Annotated in this window: 22 protein-coding genes, 1 tRNA gene and 2 pseudogenes; 16 read left to right on the top strand and 9 right to left on the bottom strand. The window is 43.0% G+C overall.

Annotated elements, in window-relative coordinates; genetic code table 11:
* Positions 1–22 precede the first annotated feature (22 nt).
* The 3 genes and pseudogenes from radA (at position 23) to HWQ43_RS13605 (ending at position 2,988) form a co-directional block, all read left to right on the top strand.
* The gene (gene radA, locus HWQ43_RS13615) at positions 23–1,549 is read left to right on the top strand and encodes a DNA repair protein RadA (RefSeq protein ID WP_292734265.1); all 1,527 of its coding nucleotides are present in this window, start codon (positions 23–25) and stop codon (positions 1,547–1,549) included.
* A gap of 128 nt (positions 1,550–1,677) precedes the next feature.
* Positions 1,678–2,386, top strand: a pseudogene (locus HWQ43_RS13610) (Uma2 family endonuclease).
* A 326-nt stretch (positions 2,387–2,712) separates the two neighbouring features.
* Positions 2,713–2,988 (top strand): hypothetical protein, encoded by a 276-nt coding sequence (locus HWQ43_RS13605; RefSeq protein ID WP_292734262.1) that lies wholly within the window; start codon positions 2,713–2,715, stop codon positions 2,986–2,988.
* 63 nt (positions 2,989–3,051) lie between these two features.
* On the opposite strand, the gene HWQ43_RS13600 is transcribed toward HWQ43_RS13605, so the two are convergent.
* Positions 3,052–3,216: a hypothetical protein gene (locus HWQ43_RS13600; protein ID WP_292734260.1), complete on the bottom strand. Its 165-nt coding sequence runs from the start codon at positions 3,214–3,216 to the stop codon at positions 3,052–3,054.
* Here HWQ43_RS13600 and HWQ43_RS13595 point away from each other — a divergent pair.
* Positions 3,167–3,634, top strand: a pseudogene (locus tag HWQ43_RS13595) (Uma2 family endonuclease); the annotation flags it as partial. The gene HWQ43_RS13600 and the pseudogene HWQ43_RS13595 overlap by 50 nt on opposite strands.
* On the opposite strand, the gene HWQ43_RS13590 reads toward HWQ43_RS13595, so the two are convergent.
* Complete coding sequence (locus HWQ43_RS13590) at positions 3,617–3,817, bottom strand: hypothetical protein (protein ID WP_292734257.1); 201 nt, start codon at positions 3,815–3,817, stop codon at positions 3,617–3,619. The pseudogene HWQ43_RS13595 and the gene HWQ43_RS13590 overlap by 18 nt on opposite strands.
* Positions 3,818–4,218: 401 nt before the next feature.
* Here HWQ43_RS13590 and HWQ43_RS13585 point away from each other — a divergent pair, with 401 nt between their 5' ends.
* Positions 4,219–5,469: a serine/threonine-protein kinase gene (locus HWQ43_RS13585; protein WP_292734315.1), complete on the top strand. Its 1,251-nt coding sequence runs from the start codon at positions 4,219–4,221 to the stop codon at positions 5,467–5,469.
* Positions 5,470–5,815: 346 nt separating this feature from the next.
* Here HWQ43_RS13585 and HWQ43_RS13580 read toward each other — a convergent pair whose 3' ends face one another.
* Positions 5,816–6,736: a DUF3365 domain-containing protein gene (locus HWQ43_RS13580; protein ID WP_292734254.1), complete on the bottom strand. Its 921-nt coding sequence runs from the start codon at positions 6,734–6,736 to the stop codon at positions 5,816–5,818.
* Positions 6,737–7,030: 294 nt separating this feature from the next.
* Here HWQ43_RS13580 and HWQ43_RS13575 point away from each other — a divergent pair, with 294 nt between their 5' ends.
* Positions 7,031–8,920 (top strand): serine/threonine-protein kinase, encoded by a 1,890-nt coding sequence (locus HWQ43_RS13575; protein ID WP_292734251.1) that lies wholly within the window; start codon positions 7,031–7,033, stop codon positions 8,918–8,920.
* 105 nt (positions 8,921–9,025) lie between these two features.
* Complete coding sequence (locus tag HWQ43_RS13570) at positions 9,026–9,919, top strand: hypothetical protein (protein ID WP_292734248.1); 894 nt, start codon at positions 9,026–9,028, stop codon at positions 9,917–9,919.
* A gap of 31 nt (positions 9,920–9,950) precedes the next feature.
* Here the strand turns inward: HWQ43_RS13570 and HWQ43_RS13565 are convergent, their stop codons facing one another.
* The gene (locus tag HWQ43_RS13565; RefSeq protein ID WP_292734245.1) at positions 9,951–10,664 is read right to left on the bottom strand and encodes a peptidoglycan-binding protein; all 714 of its coding nucleotides are present in this window, start codon (positions 10,662–10,664) and stop codon (positions 9,951–9,953) included.
* Between the two features lie 523 nt (positions 10,665–11,187).
* On the opposite strand from HWQ43_RS13565, the gene HWQ43_RS13560 reads away from it, so the two are divergent.
* The 7 genes from HWQ43_RS13560 to HWQ43_RS13530 all read left to right on the top strand — a co-directional run bounded on the left by HWQ43_RS13560 (position 11,188) and on the right by HWQ43_RS13530 (position 19,967).
* Complete coding sequence (locus HWQ43_RS13560; protein WP_292734242.1) at positions 11,188–12,636, top strand: hypothetical protein; 1,449 nt, start codon at positions 11,188–11,190, stop codon at positions 12,634–12,636.
* Positions 12,637–12,873: 237 nt separating this feature from the next.
* On the top strand, positions 12,874–13,335 hold the full coding sequence (rimP, locus tag HWQ43_RS13555) for a ribosome maturation factor RimP (protein WP_292734239.1): 462 nt from the start codon (positions 12,874–12,876) through the stop codon (positions 13,333–13,335).
* 231 nt (positions 13,336–13,566) lie between these two features.
* The gene (nusA, locus tag HWQ43_RS13550) at positions 13,567–14,853 is read left to right on the top strand and encodes a transcription termination factor NusA (RefSeq protein ID WP_292734237.1); all 1,287 of its coding nucleotides are present in this window, start codon (positions 13,567–13,569) and stop codon (positions 14,851–14,853) included.
* Between the two features lie 134 nt (positions 14,854–14,987).
* Positions 14,988–15,257, top strand: a complete 270-nt coding sequence (locus HWQ43_RS13545) for a YlxR family protein (protein WP_292734233.1) — start codon at positions 14,988–14,990, stop codon at positions 15,255–15,257.
* A 479-nt stretch (positions 15,258–15,736) separates the two neighbouring features.
* Positions 15,737–18,898, top strand: a complete 3,162-nt coding sequence (gene infB / locus HWQ43_RS13540) for a translation initiation factor IF-2 (protein ID WP_292734230.1) — start codon at positions 15,737–15,739, stop codon at positions 18,896–18,898.
* A gap of 107 nt (positions 18,899–19,005) precedes the next feature.
* Positions 19,006–19,626, top strand: coding sequence for a low-complexity tail membrane protein (locus HWQ43_RS13535; protein WP_292734227.1), 621 nt, complete (start codon positions 19,006–19,008; stop codon positions 19,624–19,626).
* 143 nt (positions 19,627–19,769) lie between these two features.
* Complete coding sequence (locus tag HWQ43_RS13530) at positions 19,770–19,967, top strand: hypothetical protein (RefSeq protein ID WP_292734224.1); 198 nt, start codon at positions 19,770–19,772, stop codon at positions 19,965–19,967.
* On the opposite strand, the gene HWQ43_RS33755 is transcribed toward HWQ43_RS13530, so the two are convergent.
* On the bottom strand, positions 19,964–20,095 hold the full coding sequence (locus HWQ43_RS33755) for a hypothetical protein (protein WP_366932822.1): 132 nt from the start codon (positions 20,093–20,095) through the stop codon (positions 19,964–19,966). The two genes, HWQ43_RS13530 and HWQ43_RS33755, sit on opposite strands and share 4 nt — an antisense overlap.
* A complete protein-coding gene (locus tag HWQ43_RS13525; RefSeq protein WP_366932821.1) occupies positions 20,070–20,513 on the bottom strand; it encodes an alpha/beta hydrolase in 444 nt (147 codons plus the stop codon). The genes HWQ43_RS33755 and HWQ43_RS13525 overlap by 26 nt, the downstream gene beginning before the upstream one ends.
* 385 nt (positions 20,514–20,898) lie before the next feature.
* Here HWQ43_RS13525 and HWQ43_RS13520 point away from each other — a divergent pair, with 385 nt between their 5' ends.
* On the top strand, positions 20,899–22,593 hold the full coding sequence (locus HWQ43_RS13520) for a DUF1565 domain-containing protein (RefSeq protein ID WP_292734221.1): 1,695 nt from the start codon (positions 20,899–20,901) through the stop codon (positions 22,591–22,593).
* Between the two features lie 353 nt (positions 22,594–22,946).
* Here the strand turns inward: HWQ43_RS13520 and HWQ43_RS13515 are convergent, their stop codons facing one another.
* On the bottom strand, positions 22,947–23,240 hold the full coding sequence (locus HWQ43_RS13515; protein WP_292734218.1) for a DUF3493 domain-containing protein: 294 nt from the start codon (positions 23,238–23,240) through the stop codon (positions 22,947–22,949).
* Between the two features lie 33 nt (positions 23,241–23,273).
* Between HWQ43_RS13515 and HWQ43_RS13510 the strand changes: the two genes are divergently transcribed.
* Positions 23,274–23,345: transfer RNA gene (locus HWQ43_RS13510), tRNA-Thr, on the top strand.
* A 280-nt stretch (positions 23,346–23,625) separates the two neighbouring features.
* Here the strand turns inward: HWQ43_RS13510 and HWQ43_RS13505 are convergent.
* Together HWQ43_RS13505 and HWQ43_RS13500 are read right to left on the bottom strand one after the other, a co-directional pair.
* A complete protein-coding gene (locus tag HWQ43_RS13505; protein ID WP_292734215.1) occupies positions 23,626–24,063 on the bottom strand; it encodes a hypothetical protein in 438 nt (145 codons plus the stop codon).
* 127 nt (positions 24,064–24,190) lie between these two features.
* On the bottom strand, positions 24,191–24,385 hold a 195-nt coding region (locus HWQ43_RS13500), incomplete at its 5' end, for a hypothetical protein (RefSeq protein WP_292734212.1).

The following is a 24,385-nucleotide window of genomic DNA, read 5'->3' as shown; positions in this document are numbered from 1 at the left end:
GATTATTTAATAAGATTTAAGAATGGCAAAGCCAAAAACCTTTTTCACTTGTAATGAATGTGGAGCAGAATCGCCCCAGTGGTTTGGTAAGTGTCCAGCTTGCGGCACTTACAACTCTCTAGAAGAACAAATTTCTATTCAATCCTCAGTAGATGTACCCAGCCGGGGGGGAGTGAGTAGTTGGCAATCAGCTCAAGGCAATGGCAAATCTCACAATAAACCAGCTAAAGCGCGAGCTTCCTTAACATTTGATCAAATTACCGATCGCCAAATTGCTCGCTGGGAGTCTGGTTATGGAGAATTAGATCGAGTGCTTGGAGGTGGGGTCGTCCCTGGCTCTATGGTGCTGATTGGTGGCGATCCAGGTATTGGTAAATCGACTTTATTGTTGCAAGTATCTAATCAATTAGCACAGAAATACCGCATCCTTTACGTAACTGGCGAAGAATCGGGACAGCAGGTAAAATTACGAGCTTCCCGTTTGGGAGTATCAAAAACTCTAAGTATGGTTAATGAGGAAAAGGTAACAGTAGTAGTAGATCCTACATTACCCATAGACCCTGACAGTATTGGTGCAGATTTATATGTACTGCCAGAAACAGATTTAGAAGAAATTTTACGGGAAATAGATTCTCTCAAACCAAATGTGGCGGTGATTGATAGTATCCAAACGGTGTTTTTTCCGGCGCTGACTTCTGCACCAGGTTCAGTAGCTCAGGTACGGGAATGTACCGCAGCACTGATGAAGGTGGCGAAGCACGAAGATGTCACCATGCTGATTGTGGGACACGTCACCAAAGAAGGAGCGATCGCTGGGCCAAAAGTTTTAGAACATTTAGTCGATACAGTGTTGTATTTTGAAGGCGATCGCTTTGCCTCCCATCGGTTATTACGCACAGTCAAAAACCGCTTCGGCGCAACTCACGAAATCGGTATCTTTGAAATGGTGACAGATGGATTGCGAGAAGTCTCCAATCCCTCAGAGCTATTTTTAGGCAACCGTGACGATCCAGCGCCAGGTACGGCAATTGTGGTTGCTTGCGAAGGCACTCGCCCCATCGTTGTGGAATTGCAAGCTTTAGTAAGTCCCACCAGTTACCCTTCCCCTCGGCGTGCTGGAACTGGCGTAGACTACAACCGCTTGGTGCAAATTCTCGCCGTCTTAGAAAAACGGGTGGGAATTCCCATGTCCAAGTTAGATTCTTACGTTGCTTCTGCGGGTGGGTTGAATGTGGAAGAACCAGCAGTAGATTTAGGAATAGCGATCGCAATTGTAGCTAGTTTCCGCGATCGCATCGTCGATCCAGGTACAGTATTAATCGGTGAAGTTGGCTTAGGCGGACAAGTGCGATCGGTTTCCCAAATGGAACTGCGGTTAAAAGAAGCTGCTAAGTTGGGATTTAAACGAGCGATCGTGCCCAAAGGGACAAAATTTCCTGACTTGAATATTGAGATATTACAAGTCTCTAAAGTAATAGATGCGATTATCGCCGCCATCCCGCATCAGGAATTGACAGCCGACGATTTAGAATCCGATGAAGAAGAGTAACTACTGGGGACTGGGAAATTGTTCCAAAATTTGGGAAGAGTCAAAGCAAATTTCATAATTTTTACGAGTGAAAACCGAGTCCCCAATCCCCAGTCCCTTTTCTTCTACACACCAAAGGACAAGCCACCATGACAGCCCTCACCCAAGGCTACCAAATCACTTGGGAAAAACTACTCGATGATTACAAACTCCCGAATTATCCAGGGGATAACCTCAATCAACCAGCTTTAGCTGCTGCACTCACGGAAAGCCTACAATTAGCTGGAAAAATTTCAGCTAACGCTCTAACTCCAACCAATTACGGCATTTGCGCCACTTTGAATGGCAGAATGAATGGTCATCAAAGCTCCTGATTGGGCATACATACCTAACATTCGTGTTGAACGCGAAGAGGTAAAACGCAGTTACACTCCTCAACTACAAGGAGAAATGCCAGTAATTGTGATGGAATTTGTTTCCGATACACAGGAGACAGAGTATTCTATCAAAGCGACATATCCCCCAGGAAAATGGTTTTTCTACGAGCGCATTTTAAAAGTGCCAAACTACATTATCTTTGAGCCAGATTGCGGTAGTTTCGAGATGTATCGCTTACAAAACGAACAGTACATTTTGCAAGAGCCTGATGAAAATCAACGCTATTGGATAGCAGAAATGAATCTTTACCTTGGAGTGTCCCAAGGTACTCGTGAAAACCGCACAGGAAAGTGGTTACGGTGGTGGGATGAACAAGGAAACCTTCTACCTTGGGGAACAGAATTAGCCGAACAAGAACGCCAACGTGCTGAACGACTAGCAGCACAATTGCGGGCGGCGGGAATTGAGCCAGAAGATTAGACTTCCTGTAAATAATTTATGTTTGCTAGATTAGCGAAAAATTTGCTAAATCTAGCATTTTTTTTAGAAAGATGAAATTTTAAATAATACCAATTAAAGCTAAAAGTTGAGAGTATTTTTGTTAATTAGGGGTTGCTAATACTACCAAAGCTAAGGCTAATTTATTCCCGTTAAAACTTGAAAATTATTATTAATAATTTTCACCTTTGTAGCGAACAGGTATAATTTTATACTTTAACATAAAGGCATGATAAAGGCGATCGCCTAATCCCGCGAAGAAGAATGCGATCGCCTTTATGTAACCCCTTTATCAGGAGACAAATACAATGATGGCACAATTACAAAAGTCTGCCCAATCACAGTTAAAGCAATACCTGGGTGAATTAGATACACCCACCCGCAACGAATCAACTGCACAGCCATTTCCCAACAGAGAACCGATTAAGCATCTACTGATTGGTTCTCCCAAAGCCGTTAGCAGTACAATTCACTACTTGCAGGTAATTGGCTATGCCAGTGTAGGAGATTGGAGTCCACTGCTACCAACCGCCAACCCAGGTGAAGTAATGAGTATTTTAAGCCGTCAAATTTTAACGCAATAACCACTATCTAACTTAGATCCCCGACTTTTCAAAAAAGTCGGGGATCTGAACAGCGCAAGGTTTCTATTTTTCCTGTCGTGGATCTTCAGAGGGAGGATGAAAACCTCCTTTTATCCAAAGTTGCCGGGATTTTTGAATGAAGCGATCGCTACGGCGTTGATCATTCAAATCTAATCTATTAGTTGTTGAGTTATTATCTCCAGGTACAGAAGACGAAGATTTAGGCACAAGAAGAGAAAATGCAGCAGATAAACCTCCTAGCAAATGGGAAGTTTATGAGCGAATTCTGCGGATTCCCTACTATGTTGTATTTAGTCGCTACACTAATGAACTTCGGGCTTTTCAGTTAGTCGGTGGTCACTATGAACCGATGAACTTGACTAATGGATACCTACTAATACCAGAGATAGATTTAAGTTTAGGCTTATGGCAAGGTTCATTTCGAGATATTGAAAGGTTGTGGTTAAGGTGGTTCACTTTGACAGGAGAATTAATTCCCGCACCCACAGAGGAAGCGGCAGCTGCAACTGAACGAGCTATGATTGCTGAACAAGAAGCTGCTCAAGCCAAACGAAAAGTAGAACAATTAACAGAACGTTTGCGTCAGTTAAATATGAATCCTGATGAACTAGATGAATTCTTGTAGCTTTACAAGTCTTTTCTTATACGCAGTATAATTTTCTGTTTTTGAGGAATCACCTGCACTAAAAACCTTGATAGCCGATGCCGAAGCAGCCATTTCATAACGATATTGACTCCCAGAAAGATTAATTTTTGAGAGCGATCGCATATTTAGCAGTTGAAATACATATAATATTCCTTTCAGCAAGTCTATAGCAAACCTCAGTTTTTATGAAAAACCATGATGTCACGCTATATCCTTACTGTTCCTCAACCCAGTTTCAATTGGGTAACTATAGGGAAAATAAGGTTCAGCAGCAAATCTCAAAGGCGATGCCCTGAACATTTGCAGATATTACCGCAGACACTGATTATGTTGCGGCGGCTAAAATACTTAAGTATGAGTAGTAGGATTAAACTACTCAGGTTAAAATTGTCTATTTGGTAACACAAGACCATCAGAAAATTGTAGAAAAGTGTATTTCCTTGTCTCGATAGTGGTGCTAACCTCAATTTAAAGGATGTTATCAGCCTTTATCTGCTAGAGTTTCTGACTTTCAGCAAATTAGATAATTTATCAATAACAAAATCGCTAGGAGTGCGATGATGATGTCACAGTCCCCTATGACAAGACCAGAAATAGCTGCTGGAACTCTAATCGATAACCGCTATATTATCCAAAAACTTCTAGGACAGGGAGGATTGGGACGAACTTACTTAGCATTTGACACTCGTCGGTTTAATGAAGCCTGTGTTCTCAAAGAATTTGCACCCATTGGCACAGGCGAAAGTGGACTGGAACAATATCGTAACTTATTTAAAAGAGAGGCTAAAATTCTTCATCAATTGCAACATCCTCAAATTCCTAAGTTTTTGGCTTGCTTTGAAGGAGATGGTCGGCTATTCCTAGTACAAGAGTATGTTGACGGTAAAACATATTCAAGACTGCTAGGAGAACTTCAACGTCAAGGAAGAAATTTTTCTGAAGACGAAGTTATACAGTGGCTAAAAAATCTGCTGCCTGTTTTGGAATATGTTCATCAGCACAACATCATCCATCGAGATATTTCTCCAGACAACATCATGTTACCCGATGGCAAGGATCTGCCCGTGCTGATTGATTTCGGGGTAGGCAAGCAAATTGCTGACATAAACGAGGTGAGAAGTTCCAACCAACAGGTAACGTTTGTTGGCAAAATGTCCCTTGTAGGCAAAGTGGGATATGCTCCCCGCGAACAGATTAGTTTGGGTTTATGTTCACCCTCTAGTGACCTTTATGCTTTAGGTGTAACTGCTATTGTATTACTCACGGGTAGAGATCCATCTTTACTAATGGATCAATACTCACTTGAATGGAACTGGCGTGATTATACCTATGTTACTGATGGGTTTGCTCAAGTACTTGATTGTATGTTGGAAGATAGACCTAATAAGCGATACCAAACAGCCAGCGAAGTTCTTAGAGATTTAGGCTATATTGGAGAACCAGAAGTAGCAATGTCTTCTGCAATCATGGTTGATGATTTGCCAGCCACGGTATTTAACCCGGAATTTCAGGCTATGTCGTTTATATCACAGTCATATAAACAACCTGAAGAAACAACTTTTACTTCACCTACTAGTCCACAAACTGGGCGACGAATTGAACAAGAACAACAACAATCTTCACTCCAGCCAGCATTTATCAAACATTGTCAGCAAGAATTAGCCTACCACATCGGCCCAATGGCAAATCTGATCATAGAAGAAATACTAGCTCATAATCCTTATATTTCAGCTGACCAATTTATTGAACTTGTAACTAAGGAAATTCCTAATTTTCAAGCAGCTTTTGAATTCAAAAAAAGCTTATTTTCATAGAGATTTAGTCCTTATGAATTGAGGAATAATTTTAATCTCTTAACTAATTCTGTGGGTTTAAGTCCAATACAGTTCAGTTAAGGCTAAAACTCTTTGCCAAAGTCAATTTTTTTAACGTAGACGCATTCGCGCAGCGTCTCGTTAGAGAAGGACGCAAAAAGAAGAAAGACATGCTTAACCCAAGCGTATTGGGTTTAAGTCAAGAAAGCTAATATAAAGTAACGAGATTTTTTGACAGGATCTAAATACCCCTTACAGAAATCAATTACATTAGCTTTATCCAAAGCGAGTCTATATACTTCTGATGGGAAAGCAAGCTATATGCAGCGTCTTGTAAAGAGCTTCATTACGAATTATTGTAATCGCTTGTACCTCCTTGAGTACGTTTGATTCTTCTCATCGCCATTTCTAAACTTAACTGCATCCGTTTAAAGGCTTTAGCTAAATTACCGATTTCATCATTAGACATCTGCTCAAATTCAACTTCCATATGTCCCGTACTAACTTCTTCGGCTATGCGAGTCATACGTTTGAGAGGAATCACAACTTGTCGATTCAAGAACAAGTTCACTAACAGGATAGTCGCTATAAATATAGCTGATACAATCAAAATAATTAGTAAAGAAGACTGATTCGCTTTGCTGATGACATTCTTGGCAGGTACTGATATAATCTGAGCGCCAACAATTTCATTAAGCTTCCACCCAAATCCATTAGCAGCACCATAAAGACTAATCATACTTTGAGGTGCAGCTTCAGGTACACTATGACAGACCAGACAGCTTTGTTCAGAAACTGCTAAGGGACGAGCAATATAAAAGATATCCCCACCAGGAATTGAGCGAAATCCACTAACTTCTTTAAGGTCTGATTTATTTCTGAACTGTTCTACAATTTCTGTCTCAAAACCGTCAGCCTTATCCCGAAGATTTGTGGGATTGAGAGTTGCTTCTTTATAAAAGAAATCACGGTAGTCTGTTGTTTTCCGTAAAATTTCAAACACTTCTCGTGCTGAATATCCAGGAACGGTTTGCGGCAAAAATTCAGTAGCCAATTTATCAACTAGCTCTGGATTCACTTGAGTACTGGTGTATTTACGAACAGAACTCATTGTTTGGATGAGCATGAGACCAGTGGAGCTAATATCTTGTTTAGCATTCTCCCTCAGTAGAGAAGAAAGAGTAAATCCACTCAAGCTCAGACCAAATGTCAAAATTACCAGTAGCAGAATTGTAAATTTTTGTTTCAAATTGAGATTCTTTAGCATAATTTTAGATTATCTACAAGTCAAATTATTATGAACAAATATGTCTAAAGTTACTGTTTACTCTACCATGAGCAATCAACTTTCATATTTTCGTATAAACGCATAGTTTAGGCAAAACGATGAGGGTATATCCAACTTTATACTATTAGTAATTATTGAGGTTCATCAAAATGTTATCTAAGTAACTAAGTTCCAAAAAGCTACAACAGCAATTCAAATGGAATTCCCAAAAATTCGTGTTGGCTGTTCTGATACCGTGCCAAAATAAATACCAGCAATTGTCAAATATTACTAATGGTGTGGAATGCAGGAAAGTCTTTATTCGGGGGACGCTACATTATTGAAAGCCAACTAGGTGAAGGCGGAATTGGCATTACTTATCTTGCCAGAAATCAACGAAATCAACAGCGAGTGATTAAAACCCTCAAAGAAGAAATCCTGAATCACCCCGCCTGGATACTCCACCGAAACAAGTTACGGCAAGACTTTCGTGATGAAGCAGTTCGGCTGGCTGTGTGCCACCATCCTCATATAGTACAAATAGAAACCATCTTTGATGAGGGGAATTTGCCCTGCATGGTGATGGATTACATCGAAGGGGAAGACTTAGCACAGCGCTTGAGGCGAATAGGTGTGCTATCAGAGGCAGAAGCACTACTGTACATCCGGCAAATTGGCGATGCTTTGACCCTAATCCATTCTAAAGGACTGTTGCATCGGGATCTTAAACCACGCAACATCATGATCCGCATTGATAAATTAGAAGCAGTGCTGATAGACTTTGGCATCGCTAGAGAATTTGTTCCTAATATGATCCAAAGGCATACAGTGTATCGTACTCCTGGTTTTGCCCCACCTGAACAGTATGAATCAGAAGCGCCGCGAGGAGAATACATTGATATTTACGCCCTAGCTGCTACTTTGTATAACTTGCTTACCGCAGTTGTACCAACTAGTGCAGATGATAGACGTCACAATATTAATTTAGAACCACCACAATATTTTAATCCCAACATCAGCAACAGGGTAAATCAGGCTATTATGTGCGGCATGGATCTGGAGTCAACGTATCGTCCCCAGTCTGTGCAGGAGTGGTTGGATTTATTAGGTCCTGAAACTGGGGAAGATGTAACCAAAATATCATCTACTTTAGTGATAACGCCTAGAGTGAAACTACCTGTACCTGTTGTATTAGATCGGCAGAACTGGCAATGTGTACAGACCCTCAAAGGTCATTCTAGTATGGTTCATGCGATCGCCATTAGTCCAGATGGGCAATTTCTTGCTAGTGGCAGTAATGACAACACCATCAAGCTTTGGCAAGTAAGCACTGGCAAATTAGTGCGTCAACTGGGTCGTTGGTCTTCTAGTCATTCCAGTATGGTTAATTCCGTCGCCTTTAGCCCAATCTCTTCAAACCTTTCTTATCAAGGCGAGTCCGGCAAATCTGCGGGAGTTGCAGACCTGAACCGAGGAATTTTAGCTAGCGGGAGTTGGGATAATACAATCAAATTGTGGGATGTCAACACAGGTAAAGAAATTCGTACTCTCACTGGTCATACTAATTGGGTGAATTCCGTTGCTTTTAGTCCAGATGGTAAGTTTCTGGCTAGTGGCAGTGCTGACTGCACAATCAAACTGTGGCAGGTACACACAGGCATAGAAATCCAAACTTTCACAGGTCATTCCGACCCAGTTTCGTCAGTTGCTTACTCTCCAAGAACCCCTGCAACCAATAGCCAGGATAGACAGTTGGTGGCTAGTGGCAGCAATGATTACACGATTAAACTGTGGCAAATATACACAGGCAGAAACATTTACACACTTACAGGCCATTCCTTCTTTGTCAACTGTATCGCCTTCAGCAAAAATGGGGAAATTATCGCCAGTGGTAGTGGTGACAGCACAATTAAACTCTGGCATGTAAATACAGGCAGAGAAATTCGTACTCTCATTGGTCATTCTGATTCAGTTTGGTCAGTCGCCTTTAGCCAGGATGGACAATTTCTCGCTACTGGCAGTTGGGACAACACTATCAAACTGTGGCACATACACAGTGGCAGAGAAATCAGCACACTTACAGGGCATTCCAACTATGTTAGATGCGTCGCCTTCAGTCCCGATGGCCAAACCCTAGTTAGCGGTAGTGATGACGACACTATTAAAATTTGGCGAAGGGGGTAGTAAATAATTCGTAATTTTTCTATGAATCTATAGATAGAACTGCGATCGCCCCAAATTTGTGACAATAATGACGGCAACCGTTATTTTTGAACAAAAATAAATTATATGGGCTTTGGTATTGGTGATTTATTCTGGATTTTCCTCCTTCTGACTTCTTTGCAACCCCTTTGGCAAAAACGTCAAATAGAATATCGGCGCTTGCGTGCTTTACAACAATTCCAGCAGGAACGCAAAAGTCGGGTGATTTTGCTGATTCACCGCCAAGAGTCCATTAGCTTTTTGGGAATTCCCATATCTCGCTACATTACTATTGAAGACTCAGAACAAATATTGCGAGCAATTCGCCTAACACCGCCAGATGTAGCGATTGACTTAATTTTGCACACTCCTGGCGGTTTGGTTTTAGCTACCGAACAAATCGCTAGAGCGTTAATTCGCCACCAAGCAAAAGTTACAGTTTTTGTACCCCACTATGCGATGAGTGGCGGTACAATGCTTGCGATCGCCTCTGATGAAATTATTATGGATGCTAACGCTGTCTTGGGGCCAGTTGATCCCCAATTGGGTAATTACCCCGCAGCCAGTATCCTGAAAGTAGTTGAAGATAAACCCATCAGTGAGATTGATGACCAAACTCTAATTATGGCCGACCTCTCACGCAAAGCAATTCAGCAGGTACAGAGGTTTGTGCGAACTTTGCTAAAAGACAGTATACCCAAACAAAAAGTTCTGCCAGAAGATATTGAACCGATTATCGAAGCCTTGACAACTGGGCGCGTCACCCACGACTATCCCATCACTATTGAAGAAGCAACAGAAATGGGGCTGCCCGTAACCGTCGGACTGCCCCATTCTATTTATGATCTCATGGATCTGTACCCACAGCCACAAGGAGGACGACCCAGCGTGCAGTACATTCCTATGCCTTACAACGATCTCCGTCCAATTCTGCCTACACCCAAGGGCAGACCCTTAGAAGAACCAAATCAGATGACTTGAGTGGCTCCGGGGTAAGAGTTTTTTGTGGCAACTAGGGTGTAGCTGTTGGTGTAGCTGTTGGTGTAGCTGTCGGTGTAGCTGCTGGTGTAGCTGTCGGTGTAGCTGCTGGTGTAGCTGCTGGTGTAGCTGCTGGTGTAGCTGCTGGTGTAGCTGTTGGTGTAGCTGTTGGTGTAGCTGTTGGTGTAGCTGTTGGTGTAGCTGCTGGTTTAGCTGTTGGTTTAGCTGTTGGTTTAGCTGTCGGTTTAGTTGTTGGTTTAGTTGTTGGCTGGCTGAAGAGTGTTTTTGCTTCTTCATTCAGCTTTTGGCGGAGTGCTAAATTAGCAATTCCAGTTTCTTGCAACTGATATTTCTTCTGATACTCCTTCACCACTTCTCCCGTGCGGGAACCATAAAAATGATCGCGCGGCAGAGGAGGATTTGGCTTCACCACTGCATTCAAATTTCTGTGCAGAATTTGAACGATGTTAGCAGCAAAATCTTGGGTTTTTGGCCCTGCTATGCCATCAACTGGTTTTAGCTTGTAACCAGTCTGAAATTCTCGAATTGCCTTTTTAGTTTCCTCGTCTGTCAAAGCAGTATTTGTTACCTTGACGTTATAGCCTAATCCCCGTAATACCTCACGGAATTGCTGAGGCGTATAACTTTTTTGAGGGGCTGCAAAACCTGTGTCTGCAATTACTAAACTAGCAGTCATCAGGCAAGTAACAGCAAAGGTTGCGCTTGATTTTCCAAACCCACACCACATACTTAAAAACTCCTTTGGGTTAAATCAGCAGGATTATAAACGTTAACAGCTGCATTTTAAGTTTGTTTAATAACTTTTTTCACGATTATTTAATGAATTTTGAACAAATTGTGATTTTTTTTTGTTAAATTTAGCTAAAAACTTAAAAAATGATTTGTGTCATCTATCAAAAGAAGTAGCTTGTATTGGCAGAGGTAGAGCAGCGATCCGATCATTTGAATCAAATACACCTTTTTAACACTAAATTGCCATGTAACTCACATCTGTGCATTGATGTCAACTTAAGATTAAAGGCAGTGTTTTGACCTGTGGCTATGCTTCAATGAGGAGTATTTTCAGCCTATGGTTGGAAAAAGGGTTTTGGTTTGGGCTGAAGTTGACACCCATAACAGATGTGCCCTTCTACTGGGGTCTACTCGACTGGAAATTGCTGTAATTGGTGGTTAGAAAGGGCAGAAAGAAAATTAATAAATGAAAGAGTTTATGTTTTAAATAGCCAAAAAAGTATCATATTTTACACAAAATGGAAAATATAAAATCTTCTAAGCAGCGTAATCTTTGGTTTGAAAGATTTATGGCAATTACTGCCGCCGTAAATTTAAGTTTAGTGTTGTTCGATTTAAGTTACGTACCTTGGCGAGATTTCTACTTGCGAAAAGTTCCCCAAATTACTAAGATTTATGACCCAATCAAAGGTATTGAAAGTCATAGAGACACAAAAAGTTATCTAGAAACAGTAGACGCATTAGAAGAACAAATTAGGCAAACAGGGTTAGAGTCGCCTCAAGTAAATAGCAGGCTAATACAAATAAGTCGTCTTAGCAGCGAGATGATTGACAGTAACCCGTTTGCGGGAGCGAATAAGAGTGGGACGCTGGAAAAAATCAAACAAAGGATGCGATCGCATATCCGCAAAGAATCTGCAAAACAGTCCTTTGCTACTTTTTGGAGTCAGCCGCATGTATCACAAAATGGCTGGGATAAAGAAATTAATTTTTTCAACAAAAGCATCCGCCCTTTGATCGCCAGTAACTACTACCGCCAAATCGGGGAAAATGGCGATTTTATTGATAAATTCTGGATTATTGACTTACCCTTTGTGATTTTATTTGGCGTAGAATTGCTGGGGCGCACCTTCTTACTCAAACGCCAACATCCTGGTTTTAGCTGGTTAGAAGCACTATTGTGGCGTTGGTACGATTTATTTTTACTACTGCCATTTTGGCGAGGGTTACGAATCATACCTGTATTAATTCGCCTCGATCAAGCGCAGTTATTGAATCTGCATCCAGTGCGAAAGCAACTTAATCAGGGGATTGTCGCCAATTTTGCCGAAGAACTCACAGAAATTGTCGTGGTGAGGGTGATTAATCAGGTTCAAGGTTCAATTCAGCAGGGTGAATTAACAACCTGGCTCTCACAACAAGAAAATTTACGTCCCTACATAGATATTAATAATGTGAATGAAGTGGAAGCGATCGCAGGTCTTGTGGTAAAAACAATTGTCTACCAAGTGCTACCTGATATCCAACCTGCGATCGTTGCCATTCTGCGCCACAACATCGAAACCGTCTTCGATCAAGTTCCCGTCTACCGCAACCTTCAGAATCTCCCTGGCGTGGGACAGGCTCAAACCCAGTTAAGCGAGCAACTGGCGACTCAAATCACAACTAATCTTTACAAAACTTTGGTTAGCGCTGTTGAAGACCCTGTAGGAGCAAAACTCACCAGTCAGCTAGTAGAAAGCTTCACCAAGGTATTGGGATCTCAAATCAAGGAAAAACATGTACTCTCAGAAATTCAGAGTTTACTTTTTGACTTCTTAGAGGAAATCAAACTCAACTACGTCCAGCGTTTATCCCAAGAAGACATAGACCAAATTATCGAGCAAACTCGGCAGCTACGAACACAAGCATCAGTTCCCGTGGTAGTGGATAAAGGTGCTACTCTCCCAAAAATACGGGAAGGGTAGGGAGAGCAGAGGAGAAATCAATTCAAAATTCAAAATTCAAAATTCAAAATTAAAGAACTTCTACCTCCTGCCTCCTCTCTCCCAATGCCCAATGCCCCATGCCCAATGCACGACTATAAAAGAAATGCGCTAAACTCGAATTAGGCGAATCATCATTTGGTTCGTCACAAGACTTCTTGGAAGATATACCTATCGCAGGAAGTGGGTCGATGCCCACTTTTTTTATTGAATTCTCTCATGGCTCATCCTTTAGTTCCACAAATTATTGATTTGGCGACACCAGTGGCAGAAGAACTGGGATTGGAAGTGGTTGGTGTGGTTTTTCACACCAACCAGAGTCCACCAGTGTTGCGGGTAGACATTCGCAATCCTGAGCAAGACACTGGTTTGAACGATTGTGAGAGGATGAGCCGTGCTTTAGAAGCCTCCTTAGATGCTGCGGAAATCGTTCCAGATACATACGTCTTGGAAGTGTCTAGTCCTGGTATTTCGCGGCAACTGGTAACAGACAGGGAGTTTATTTCCTTTAAAGGATTTCCTGTCATTATCTCCACTTCGCAACCCTACGACGGACAACAAGAGTGGATTGGTCAGTTGATCCGTCGGGATGAGACAGCACTTTACTTAAACCAAAAAGGTCGTGTAGTCGAAATTCCTCGCTCCCTAATTACTAAGGTGCAGTTAGAGGAGCGCGGATAAACAAAGGGCTATGGCTCAAGAGTTAGAGACTAGAGCACCTTAGCTCAAGGCTAAAGATTTAGGAACTAAGGGCTAAAGGTTAGGGGCTAGAGGTTAGAGATTAGTTTAAAGCTATTCTCTAATCCCTGGCTCTAGTGCGTAGTTTTCAGTCCCTAGTCTCCAGTCCCCACTCAGTAGAGACGCGATTAATCGTGTCTCTCCCCACTCCCTAATTTTTAAAGGAGATTGCTTATGTCAATGGTTACTTTATCTGGATTAAAAGAATTAATTGAAAGTATAAGTCGCGAACGGAATTTACCCCGGCTTGCAGTTCAATCAGCTATTAGAGAAGCACTACTCAAAGGCTATGAACGCTATCGCCGCGCCCAAAATTTAGAGCGCAAACAGTTTGACGAAGATTATTTTGAAAATTTTGAAGTAGAACTCGATATTGAAGGAGAAGGATTTCGCGTTCTTTCCACCAAAACCATTGTTGAAGAAGTAGATAACACAGATCACCAAATTTCCCTAGACGAAGTTCAACAAGTCGCTCCCGAAGCGCAGTTAGGGGACTCTGTGGTGCTGGATGTTACCCCCGATCAAGGAGAATTTGGTCGGATGGCGGCGATGCAAACGAAGCAAGTATTGGCGCAAAAATTACGGGATCAACAGCGCCAGATGGTGCAAGAAGAATTCCAAGATTTAGAAGGAACTGTTCTCCAAGCAAGAGTCCTGCGGTTTGAGCGGCAATCAGTGGTTCTAGCAGTTAGCAGCGGCTTTGGTCAGCCAGAAGTAGAAGCCGAATTACCCAAGCGGGAACAGTTGCCCAATGATAATTATCGGGCAAATGCCACCTTTAAGGTATATCTGAAAAAAGTCTCCCAAGGTCAGCAACGAGGACCACAGTTGCTTGTGTCTCGTGCTGATGCTGGTTTGGTAGTTTATCTTTTCGCCAACGAAGTCCCAGAAATTGAAGATGAAGTGGTACGGATTGTTGCCGTAGCTAGGGAGGCAAACCCCCCTTCCCGTTATGTCGGCCCCCGGACTAAAATAGCAGTAGATACTCTTGATCGTGATGTAGACCCAGTAGGCGCTTGTATTGGAGCTAGGGGATCGCGAATTCAAGTGGTAGTCAACGAATTACGCGGTGAAAAAATAGATGTAATTCGCTGGTCGCCAGACCCAGCAACATACATTGCTAATGCCTTAAGTCCAGCACGGGTAGATGAAGTACGCCTGATGGACCCAGAATCGCGGCAAACTCATGTACTTGTAGCTGAAGATCAATTGAGTTTGGCTATTGGGAAAGAAGGACAAAACGTCCGTTTGGCAGCTCGTCTGACTGGTTGGAAAATAGACATTAAAGACAAAGCTAAGTATGACTATGCAGCAGAGGATACTAAATTTGCAGCCGTCAGAACAAAATATCAATCAGAGGAATCAGAGGAAGAGGATCTTGAATATGAAGAAGAATTCGAGGATGAAAATCAGAACGAATTAGAAGACGAAGATAGTTTTGACAATAACGATGATGAATAATTGATTAATTTTGTAAAGTTTTGATACTGTAAGATTGTAGTCTCAGTCTCAAAAGCTACTTGGTATAAGTAAAAAATAGTAATAATAAACTTATTTTTACTTCCATTATCCTGGACTGAGATCGCAAAGAACCGATGAAACCAAATTATCGGCGCTGTATTAGCTGCCGTAAAGTAGGCTCAAAAGATCAGTTTTGGCGGATTGTCCGCGTCTTTCCCGATGGAAAGGTACAATTAGATCAGGGCATGGGGCGTTCCGCCTATATTTGTCCAGAAACGAGTTGCTTACAAGCGGCTCAAAAAAAAAATCGACTAGGGCGATCGCTACATGCATCAGTGCCAGAAGCACTGTACCAAAGCTTGTCGCAACGTCTAGCCCGCAGTAATACCCAAAACCAAATTTAGTTGGAACAACTTTGTGACGTAATCATTAGAGGAATTGTGTCGAAAGCCGAAGTCGCGCTTTCATCACACTCCCTGTTGATCGTTAAGGTTAGTGCCAAAATAGTAAATGGGTGTAAAAGGCATTCGGCTCTCCCATAACGAGGGGCGAGGCAACATTCCCAGAACAAAATGTAATCGATTGTGTTGTGGAAGACTCAGAATCAACAAAACAAGAAACTACAAAATGGCAACCTGGTAGCGCTCAGGCGCAGTTCGGCCTCAAGGGTTCCTATAAAAATCTTTTATTTAAGAAATTTTTATGGGTATCCCTCAACCATCATTCCTGGTGGGGATGCCATTATTAAACCGAAACATCTCTCTTTCCTGATTGGAGGCACCGGCAAAAACTGAACGGCAGTCTAAAAACAGTAATCCAAGGATGGAGATGTCGCAAACCAGGCAACCATCCGCTAAAACTGTAAATTAAAGGGGAAGAGTGGATGAACAACGGCAAAGTTAGAATTTATGAATTATCAAAGGAATTGAATTTGGATAACAAAGAGCTACTAGCAATTTGCGACCAGCTCGATATTGCGGTCAAAAGCCATAGCAGCACGATTTCAGAATCCGAGGCAGAAAACATCCGGGCGGCAGCAGAAAAGCTTGCAGCTACGAATGTGTCAGCCAAAAAGGAACTAGGTACAACCAGCCATAAGCCAAATTCACCACCCAACGGCGGACGTAACCGACCTGCTGCACCCCACAAACAGCAAATTTTGGAAATACGCAAACCCAAAATATTGAGAAATACTACTCCCAACGCCCTAGAGGCGTCACTTGCTAACAATACCCAAGCTGCCTTGTCTGAAGCTAATCCTCCCTCTCCTCCACGGCCTTTCGCTACACCAGTCTCACCCCTGAAACCGGCAGCACCAACTCGACCTGTGCCCCGGACTCAATCTGAGACTCAAGAGCAACCTCCGATCGCTGACTTGGAACAAACGCCTAATCCGAATCCGGCGCCGGAAAAAATAGCATCCCAAAAACCGGAAAAAACAGTTCCACCGAGACCGAAATCGGAAAAACCGATCAAACCACAACTAGTTGCTCCTCCAGCCAGACCTGAGGCAGAAGTTGCCCAGGTGATAGATGAGGCGCCAGTATCTCAGGCAGATAAACCGATCCTCAAACGCGACCAACGGCTACGTCCTGCGGAAGGCGATCGCGAACAAATTAAGCCGAGAGTCGCTAAACTGCCAACAGACCAGTCCGCACCAGGTGCGCCACAAAGGACAAGTCGTCCTACCCCTGCACCCAGCAGACCAGAGCCGAGAGGCAATAGACCATCTGCACCATCACAACTAGGAGAGGGACAAAGACCCAGACCGGCACGTCCAGGTGAAGCAGTAGCAGCCGCAATGCCGATCGCTACTCCACCTAGACAGATGTCAGGCATAGCGGGCAAATCTCAAGGATTGGGTGATGAACCAGTCACACCGGATCTCCTCGACTTGAAACGCCCAAGTCCGCCTCGACCGACCAAAGGCGGCAAAAAATGGGTAGAAGAGGAAATAATTGACGAAGTTAAAGAGAAGGCAAAAGCTGGCGTCAAAGGCAAGCGGATCAAACCCATACTCGATGATGAGTTTGAAGAAGATTTGCTCGATGATGACGATATAGATTCACCAGCCACAGTCCAAGTCAGCCTTTCTATTGCTCGTCCTCCCAAACCGAAAGCGACTCGACCTGTACAGATGCCAGGTGCAACCCTTGCTAGCGCCCCAACTGCAAGAGGGAGAAAATCTGGTTCTAGGTCTGGTTCCAAGTCTTCGAGCCGCGACCATCACCAAAACCGTCGCCAAGAAGCCGAGACAAAGCGCGATCGCCCCGAAAAAGTGACGATCACAGGGCCGTTGACTGTGCAAGAACTGTCTGACGTATTAGGCGTTGCCGATACAGAGATTGTCAAAATCCTGTTCCTTAAAGGTATGGCGGTGAGTATCACTCAAAATCTAGATATTCCCACAATTACCCTGGTAGGAAAAGAACTAGAAATAGAAGTTGAAACCGTCGAACGAGAAGCAGAAGCTCGGAAAATCACGGAAATGGTCGGCGCAGAAGACCAAGAATATCTTCATCGCCGTCCGCCTGTCGTGACAATTATGGGTCACGTAGACCACGGTAAAACAACCCTGCTGGACTCAATCCGCAAAACCAAAGTGGCTGCTGGCGAAGCTGGCGGTATCACTCAGCACATTGGTGCATACCATGTAGATATAGTACATGAGGGCAAAGCACAGCAGATAGTCTTCCTGGATACTCCTGGTCACGAAGCTTTTACGGCGATGCGGGCACGAGGAGCGCGGGTAACAGACATTGCCGTGTTAGTAGTGGCTGCTGATGATGGTGTCCGTCCCCAAACCATTGAAGCCATTAGTCACGCCCAAGCTGCGGGAGTGCCAATTGTTGTTGCAATCAACAAAATTGACAAAGAAGGGGCACAACCAGAGCGGGTGAAACAAGAGTTGACCCAGTATGGTCTGACCGCAGAAGACTGGGGTGGTGAGACAATCATGGTTCCCGTGAGCGCCATCAGAGGTGAAAATCTGGATACGCTCTTAGAGATGATTCTCCTGGTAGCAGAAGTTGCAGAACTATCTGCTAACCCAGATCGTACCGCCAAAGGAACTGTCATTGAAGCACATCTGGATAAAGCTAAGGGAGCAGTTGCTACCCTGCTAATTCAGAATGGCACCCTGCATGTGGGAGATATCTTGGTAGCTGGCTCGGCCTTTGGTAAAGTCCGGGCGATGGTGGATGACAGAAGTAAGAGAGTAGACATTGCTTCTCCTTCCTTTGCTGTCGAGGTACTAGGTTTAAGTGATGTGCCAGCAGCCGGCGACGAGTTCGAGGTCTTCCAGAACGAAAAAGAAGCCAGAGCACTTGCTAGCGATCGCGCAGACAGACAACGCCTATCCCGCCTATTACAAGGACGTGTTACCCTCACAACCCTGTCGGCTCAAGCACAAGAAGGCGAGTTGAAAGAACTCAACTTGATCTTGAAAGGAGACGTACAAGGTTCCGTAGAAGCTATTGTGGGAGCGCTCAAGCAAATCCCGCAAAACGAAGTCCAAATTCGGATGCTGTTGGCTACTGCTGGGGAAATCACCGAGACAGATATCGATTTAGCTGCTGCCAGTAACGCTGTAATTATCGGCTTCAACACCACCTTTGCCAGTGGTGCTAGACAAGCCGCCGATGAAGCAGGTGTCGATGTCCGGGAATATAACGTAATCTACAAACTCCTAGAAGATATCCAAGATGCCTTAGAAGGTCTTTTGGAACCAGAGTTGGTGGAAGAACCCTTGGGTCAAACCGAAGTCCGTGCCGTCTTCCCAGTCGGTCGTGGCGCGGTTGCTGGTTGCTACGTTCAATCTGGCAAGCTAGTTCGCAACTGCAAAGTCAGGGTGCGACGTGGCGGTAAGGTGATCTTTGAAGGTGTCCTTGACTCCCTAAAACGGATGAAAGAAGATGCTCGTGAGGTCAACGCCGGTTATGAATGCGGTGTCGGCATAGATAAATTCAATGATTGGGTTGAAGGTGACATCATCGAATCCTATCAGATGGTTACGAAGCGCCGCACTCTCACCTTAACGAGATAGATAGTGTTGAGGGTAAAATGCTTAGGAGTTAGGAGTGATACATTAGAAGTTAGGAGTTAAAGGCTACTAATTCTTAACTCCTAACTCTTAACTCATAACTTTTTATTATGCATTCATTTCGCTCTGAACCTATTTTGTGGATTCACGTCGCTGGATTGGCGACGTTGCCTGTTTTTTTAGTACTCTGCTTATTCTTTTTGTCTGTAGGCGAGCCATTTTTGCCAGTCTGGATGGAGCTATTCTTAGTTGCCGCCATTGGTGTTCTCCCCCTGCTATGGATGCAGTTGCGTCGCCCCTTTTATATATTTGCTCTTTTAGGAATAGCCCTAAAGCCAGAAAATCTAACTGAACGGCAGCGGAAAATTCTCTGTTTAATTAATACAAAGTTAAATCGTATCCTGGCATTAGTGGCAGCAGCATTGTCAGTTTGGATACTGTGGAATCTTTACCAAATTGCCCCATTAGTAGCAAATTCAGCTAAATTCCTCCCCCAATGGCGCAGCCTTGCACTAGTACTTGCAGGATTAGCCTTTTTGGGCAGCAATCTATTTTTACAAATACCTGTGAGTGTAATGCGAGTTTTGGTGATTAATGAGACAGAATTCGCTGGCATTGAGCCATTATCTTTAGAAAAGATTAAGCAAGATTTCACCATTTTAGGAGTGCGGGTTAATCAGATTGTGCCCCGATTATTGCAATCATTGTTTAGGATAAATACAGATTCGTAGTAGCCCCTAAAGTATATTATTTCACTTTAAAAGGGCTAGAGATAAGAGCAGGGGAGGCAGGGGGCAGAGGAGCAAAGGAGAATAAATAACCAATGCCCAATGCCCAGTTACCGTTGAAATTTAAAATAAAGGAATAAGGAACTATGGCTCAAATTCCAGCTTCTAGCGATCGCCAATTTTCTGCCCATACTGAAATTTGGTATAGCCTCAAATGTGCGATCTCCACTAGTTCAGGTTTTCAACGTTGGCAACTAGAACGTGATGCTCAATTGGATGGAATTCGCTTGGAACAGCAGGTACAGCGGTATTTACGAGAAACTTTAGAAACTTTAGCTTACTAAACACCAAATAAATCTTGTAGGTTTGTTTGCAAGCGGCGGAGTTGACGGTATGCACTCTCCAAGCGATGCCTACGGCGGTAAACTACGCCATCAACTTCCACTTCAGGGATAATTCTTAATAATTTCAATCAGCGATACTTGCCTGTCTTGACTCGCAGAAAGTACCAAAGCGGCTCGTAAAGCCTGCCGATCTGCTCTCCGAGACGGTGTATAAGTAACTTGACTAATTTGATCCAAAATAATATTACCAATCTGGCTATTTAGCACTCTATCTAAAAATACAGGGTTTACCTTCACTGGCTTTGTTAAATACTGACGAATGGCTTTGGGGTCTTGTCGCGCCAAAGCTAAATTTACTCTTAGTGAACGTGAGAGTTCACCTGTTTGGGAAAAGGTGGATAGTTCCTCTACAGAAAGTGATTCGCGGAAGATACCATACTTCAGCACTACTCTTTCCGCAGCAAAGGCAGGAGTAGACACAAATAGAAGACAGATACTACCCGCTAAAACTAAGACGCCACGCAGCCCCAAAAAATTAAAACGCATTTCTCCCGATTTCTAATAGGTTTGCTTTTCCTGCGATCGTACTTCCCGCAGAATTAGTTGCGGCATCTAGCTTTAAAAAATACTAAAAATTGCCTCATCCCCATAGTGCCCATAATAAAATTTTCTGGGTAACACAATATTAGGACTGGCGCAAAAAACCTCTTTAACCCTTATTCCTCTGCGTCCTCTGTGGTTTGATTTTCCATGACCTGGGTGTAAGTCCTAAATATAACTAATGTATAAGTTCTGTGACCTATCTAGGGAATTTAGCTGAATCAGTGCTAATCATCCAGTATAGTTTTGCATGGGTTTTAGAGCAGCTACAACGCTGTTATCTTTAACCTTGTTCGACATACCTTAATTCAGCACATCACAGACAGAAAAAATGAAATATCGGGGTTCTCACATTTCTCTGGTGAAAAATTTTCGCCTTCTTTCTAGCAGTCATCTCAGATACACTTTGCGCCTAGGAGCCGGACTAACGGCAATACTTGTTGTTTCTAGTGGGTCAATACTACTACCTAGTGAGGTTAACGCTGGTGCGACTTACCCAGAAAGTATCGCCCCAACTCGCACAGCGCAAGCTCCTGCAACTGCCGCAGCGATTTATGTTAATCCAGCAACTGGTGCAGATAGGGCTGGTGCTGGTGCCACCTCAGCTGCACCCTACAAAAGCATAAGTTTCGCTCTCAGTCAAGTCCAAGCAGGTGCAGTGATTCAATTAGCACCTGGTAACTATAACCAGGAAAGTGGTGAAACCTTCCCGCTTTTACTTAAACCAGGGGTGACACTGCGGGGTGATGAAGCTACAAAAGGTCAGGCGATATTGATTGCAGGTGGAGGCTTCTATACTAGTCGCACCTTTGCCAGACAGGACATTACCATCCTGGCCGAGCAAGATACCACGATCGCAGGTGTCACCGTTACCAACCCAAATAGCCGGGGTACGGGTGTGTGGGTAGAGTCAACTAATCCGATTATCAAAAACAGTACTTTTACTAACAGTGTCAGAGAAGGTGTTTTTGTCACGGGTACAGGCAATCCCAAAATTGAAAGTAACCTCTTTGTGCAAAACAAAGGCAATGGGATTTCAATTGCTAAAACTGCCCAAGGAGAAATTCGGAGTAACTTATTTCAGGATACTGGTTTTGGTCTTGCGATCGGTGGCACTTCCACACCTCTAATTGTAGAAAACCAAATTATCGAAAACCAAGACGGTCTTTTTATCTCAGAGTCAGCGAAGCCCGTATTGCGTAAGAATGTCATTCAAAATAATAAGCGGGATGGAGTTGTAGCAACTGTTAGTGCTTTACCCGACCTTGGCACTAACGAAAATCCTGGTGGCAATCTTATTCGCAACAACACTCGTTATGATGTGAACAACGCCACCAAAACAGGTAAGATTGTCGCCGTTGGCAACGATATCGATCAGAAAAAGATTTTTGGCTCAGTAGATTTTGTTGCCGCAAGTGTTGACGTACCCCCCGGAGGGCCTGTTGCCTTTAAAGATGTGCCAGCAAATTACTGGGCAAAAACCTACATCGAAGCTTTAGCCTCCCAAAATATTATTGCGGGCTTTCCTGATGGCAGCTTTAAACCCAATGAACCTGTAACCCGCGCTCAATTCGCCACTATTGTTACTAAAGCTTTAACGCCAGCAGCCAAACGCCCAGGCATTCAGTTTAAGGATGTAGCAAGCAATTTCTGGGCTTACGCTGCCATTCAATCTGCTTACCAGAGTCAATTTGTTTCTGGTTATCCCGATGGCACTTTTAAGCCACAGCAGCAAATTCCCAGAGTGCAAGCGTTAGTCGCTTTAGCTAATGGTTTGGGCTTAACTGCAAGTAATCAAAATATCCTTTCTTTTTACACCGATGCGGCCCAGATTCCTAATTATGCGATCGCTCCTGTTGCTGCGGCAACTGCACGGCAACTAGTAATCAATTATCCCACAGTGAAGCAACTCAATCCTAATCGTCAGGCAACTAGAGCCGAGGTTGCTGCCTTTGTTTACCAGGCACTTGTCAATGCTGGACGTGCCCAACCAATTCCTTCATCCTATTTGGTAACAGCCCAGTAAATGCCTAGTTAGCAAATTGGAAGCACCAGACTAACAAATTATTAGTCTGGTGCTTCCAATTAATGTGAGTTTTGTTAAATTTGGGAGTTTTTAAACATAAAATTTGGGGTCTTTAAATATAGCTGACCCCATTTGAATGTGATTGGGTTTATGGTCAGGATCTTTATATTGGCTGACCCCGTTTCAATGATTTCTATTTTCTCAGAAATTTTTGCTTTTTAGGATTTCCTAATAATTTTTTTATTTTTTCTTTCTTGATATTTTAATATTCATCAAAGCATTAATAAATTTGAAGAATATAAAGATATATCAAAAGAAAGTAGTCAAAAATTAACTAGCTAAAATTTCTCCCTTCAGAAATTAGGATTTTTACCCGAATTCGAGCGTTGTGCCCGACCCTGTTCCCAGCGCCAGAGGAAAACCATTAAAGCAACTATTCCTACTTGGAGAGCTAAACTAGGCAAAGCACTCTCAACATTGCGTCCGGCAAGCACTTGGAAGAAAAAAACGAATGCACCGAGTGAGCCAGAAGCACCGAAAGCGATGTAGAAAAATTGTCGTAAGCCGCGATAAGGAGCAGCTATTTCTGCTTTGAGGCTGGCGTATTGTTCGGGGTTAAGACGATTTTTGCGATTTTGATCCATCATGATTAAATCATGTTATACTCTTAGATTGTGTACGCCGATGTGGCTCAGTGGTAGAGCAGCTGATTCGTAATCAGCAGGCCGTGGGTTCAAATCCCATCATCGGCTTTAGTCAAAGTATTGCTCAATAGTCAAGTTTGACACAAATCATGTACAGTGACTAATTATCTGCGAACGGTGACACATTGATGTCGTTGTGACAAATTATTGTCATTAAACCTAGATTATTACTTAATGATGGTGATTATGCGACAGTGCCAGGAATTCAGGTATTTACTACTAATTCGGGAGCAATCGCATCCTCGATATAACAAAATGTTGGCGACAAAAAGATCCCCGACTTTTTAGAAAAGTCGGGGATCTGATTTCTTGTTTAAGTAGGTGTGGATTATTGCAGCAAAGGAGTTGTGCCATTACCGTTAGTTGAGGCATTGGCAATTGCAGCTTGAGTAGGTTGAGTAGTAAGAACCGCTACAAGTGGAGTAACTTTTGAACTAGATTGTTTACTTCGTTTTCGATTAGAGCCGCCAGCCTTGGAATACTCTATACTGTTTCTGCCGTAGACAGTTGCAACTCCACTTAGCATTCGTTCAGACATTTCGGAGAGAGCTTTATCCATCTGGGTTACTGTTTTACGCGATTCTTCCAGATTGGAAACCAGCGTATTATTAGCTTCTAGCACAGCACGGGTAGTGTTGATTAGGTGGTTGTAGGCTTCAATGGTCAACCCATGTCCTAAATCCAGATTTTCATCAATAGATTTAAGCAAGGCGAGACGAAGTTGGGCTTTGTCAATAGCAGCAGATCCACGAGTTTTTAAAGACATAGCACATCCTTTTTAATAATTCCTTTTTCAACATAGTGGAGTATCCTTTTGCCTGAGATGGGTAGTTTTGTGGATTTATTTCCTTAAAAGTTAAAGGAAATAATTACGAGTTTGCCTGTGTTTTTACTCATTTTTCATATCGATTTGTTGTTTTAGAATAAGTACAATCAGCAACAGTAATCACAAAATCAATAAATGCGAACCTCGAAATAGCAATTGCATACCCCGAAATAGCAATTGCGTACTCCGAAATAGCAATTGCATACCCCGAAATAGCAATTGCATACCCCGAAATAGCAATTGCGTACTCCGAAATAGCAAT

It is taken from the genome of Nostoc sp. JL31, assembly GCF_017114965.1.
Lineage (GTDB): Bacteria > Cyanobacteriota > Cyanobacteriia > Cyanobacteriales > Nostocaceae > Nostoc > Nostoc punctiforme_A.
Note: the sequence above shows the minus strand (reverse complement) of the source record. Positions and strands in the feature narration are given on the sequence as shown.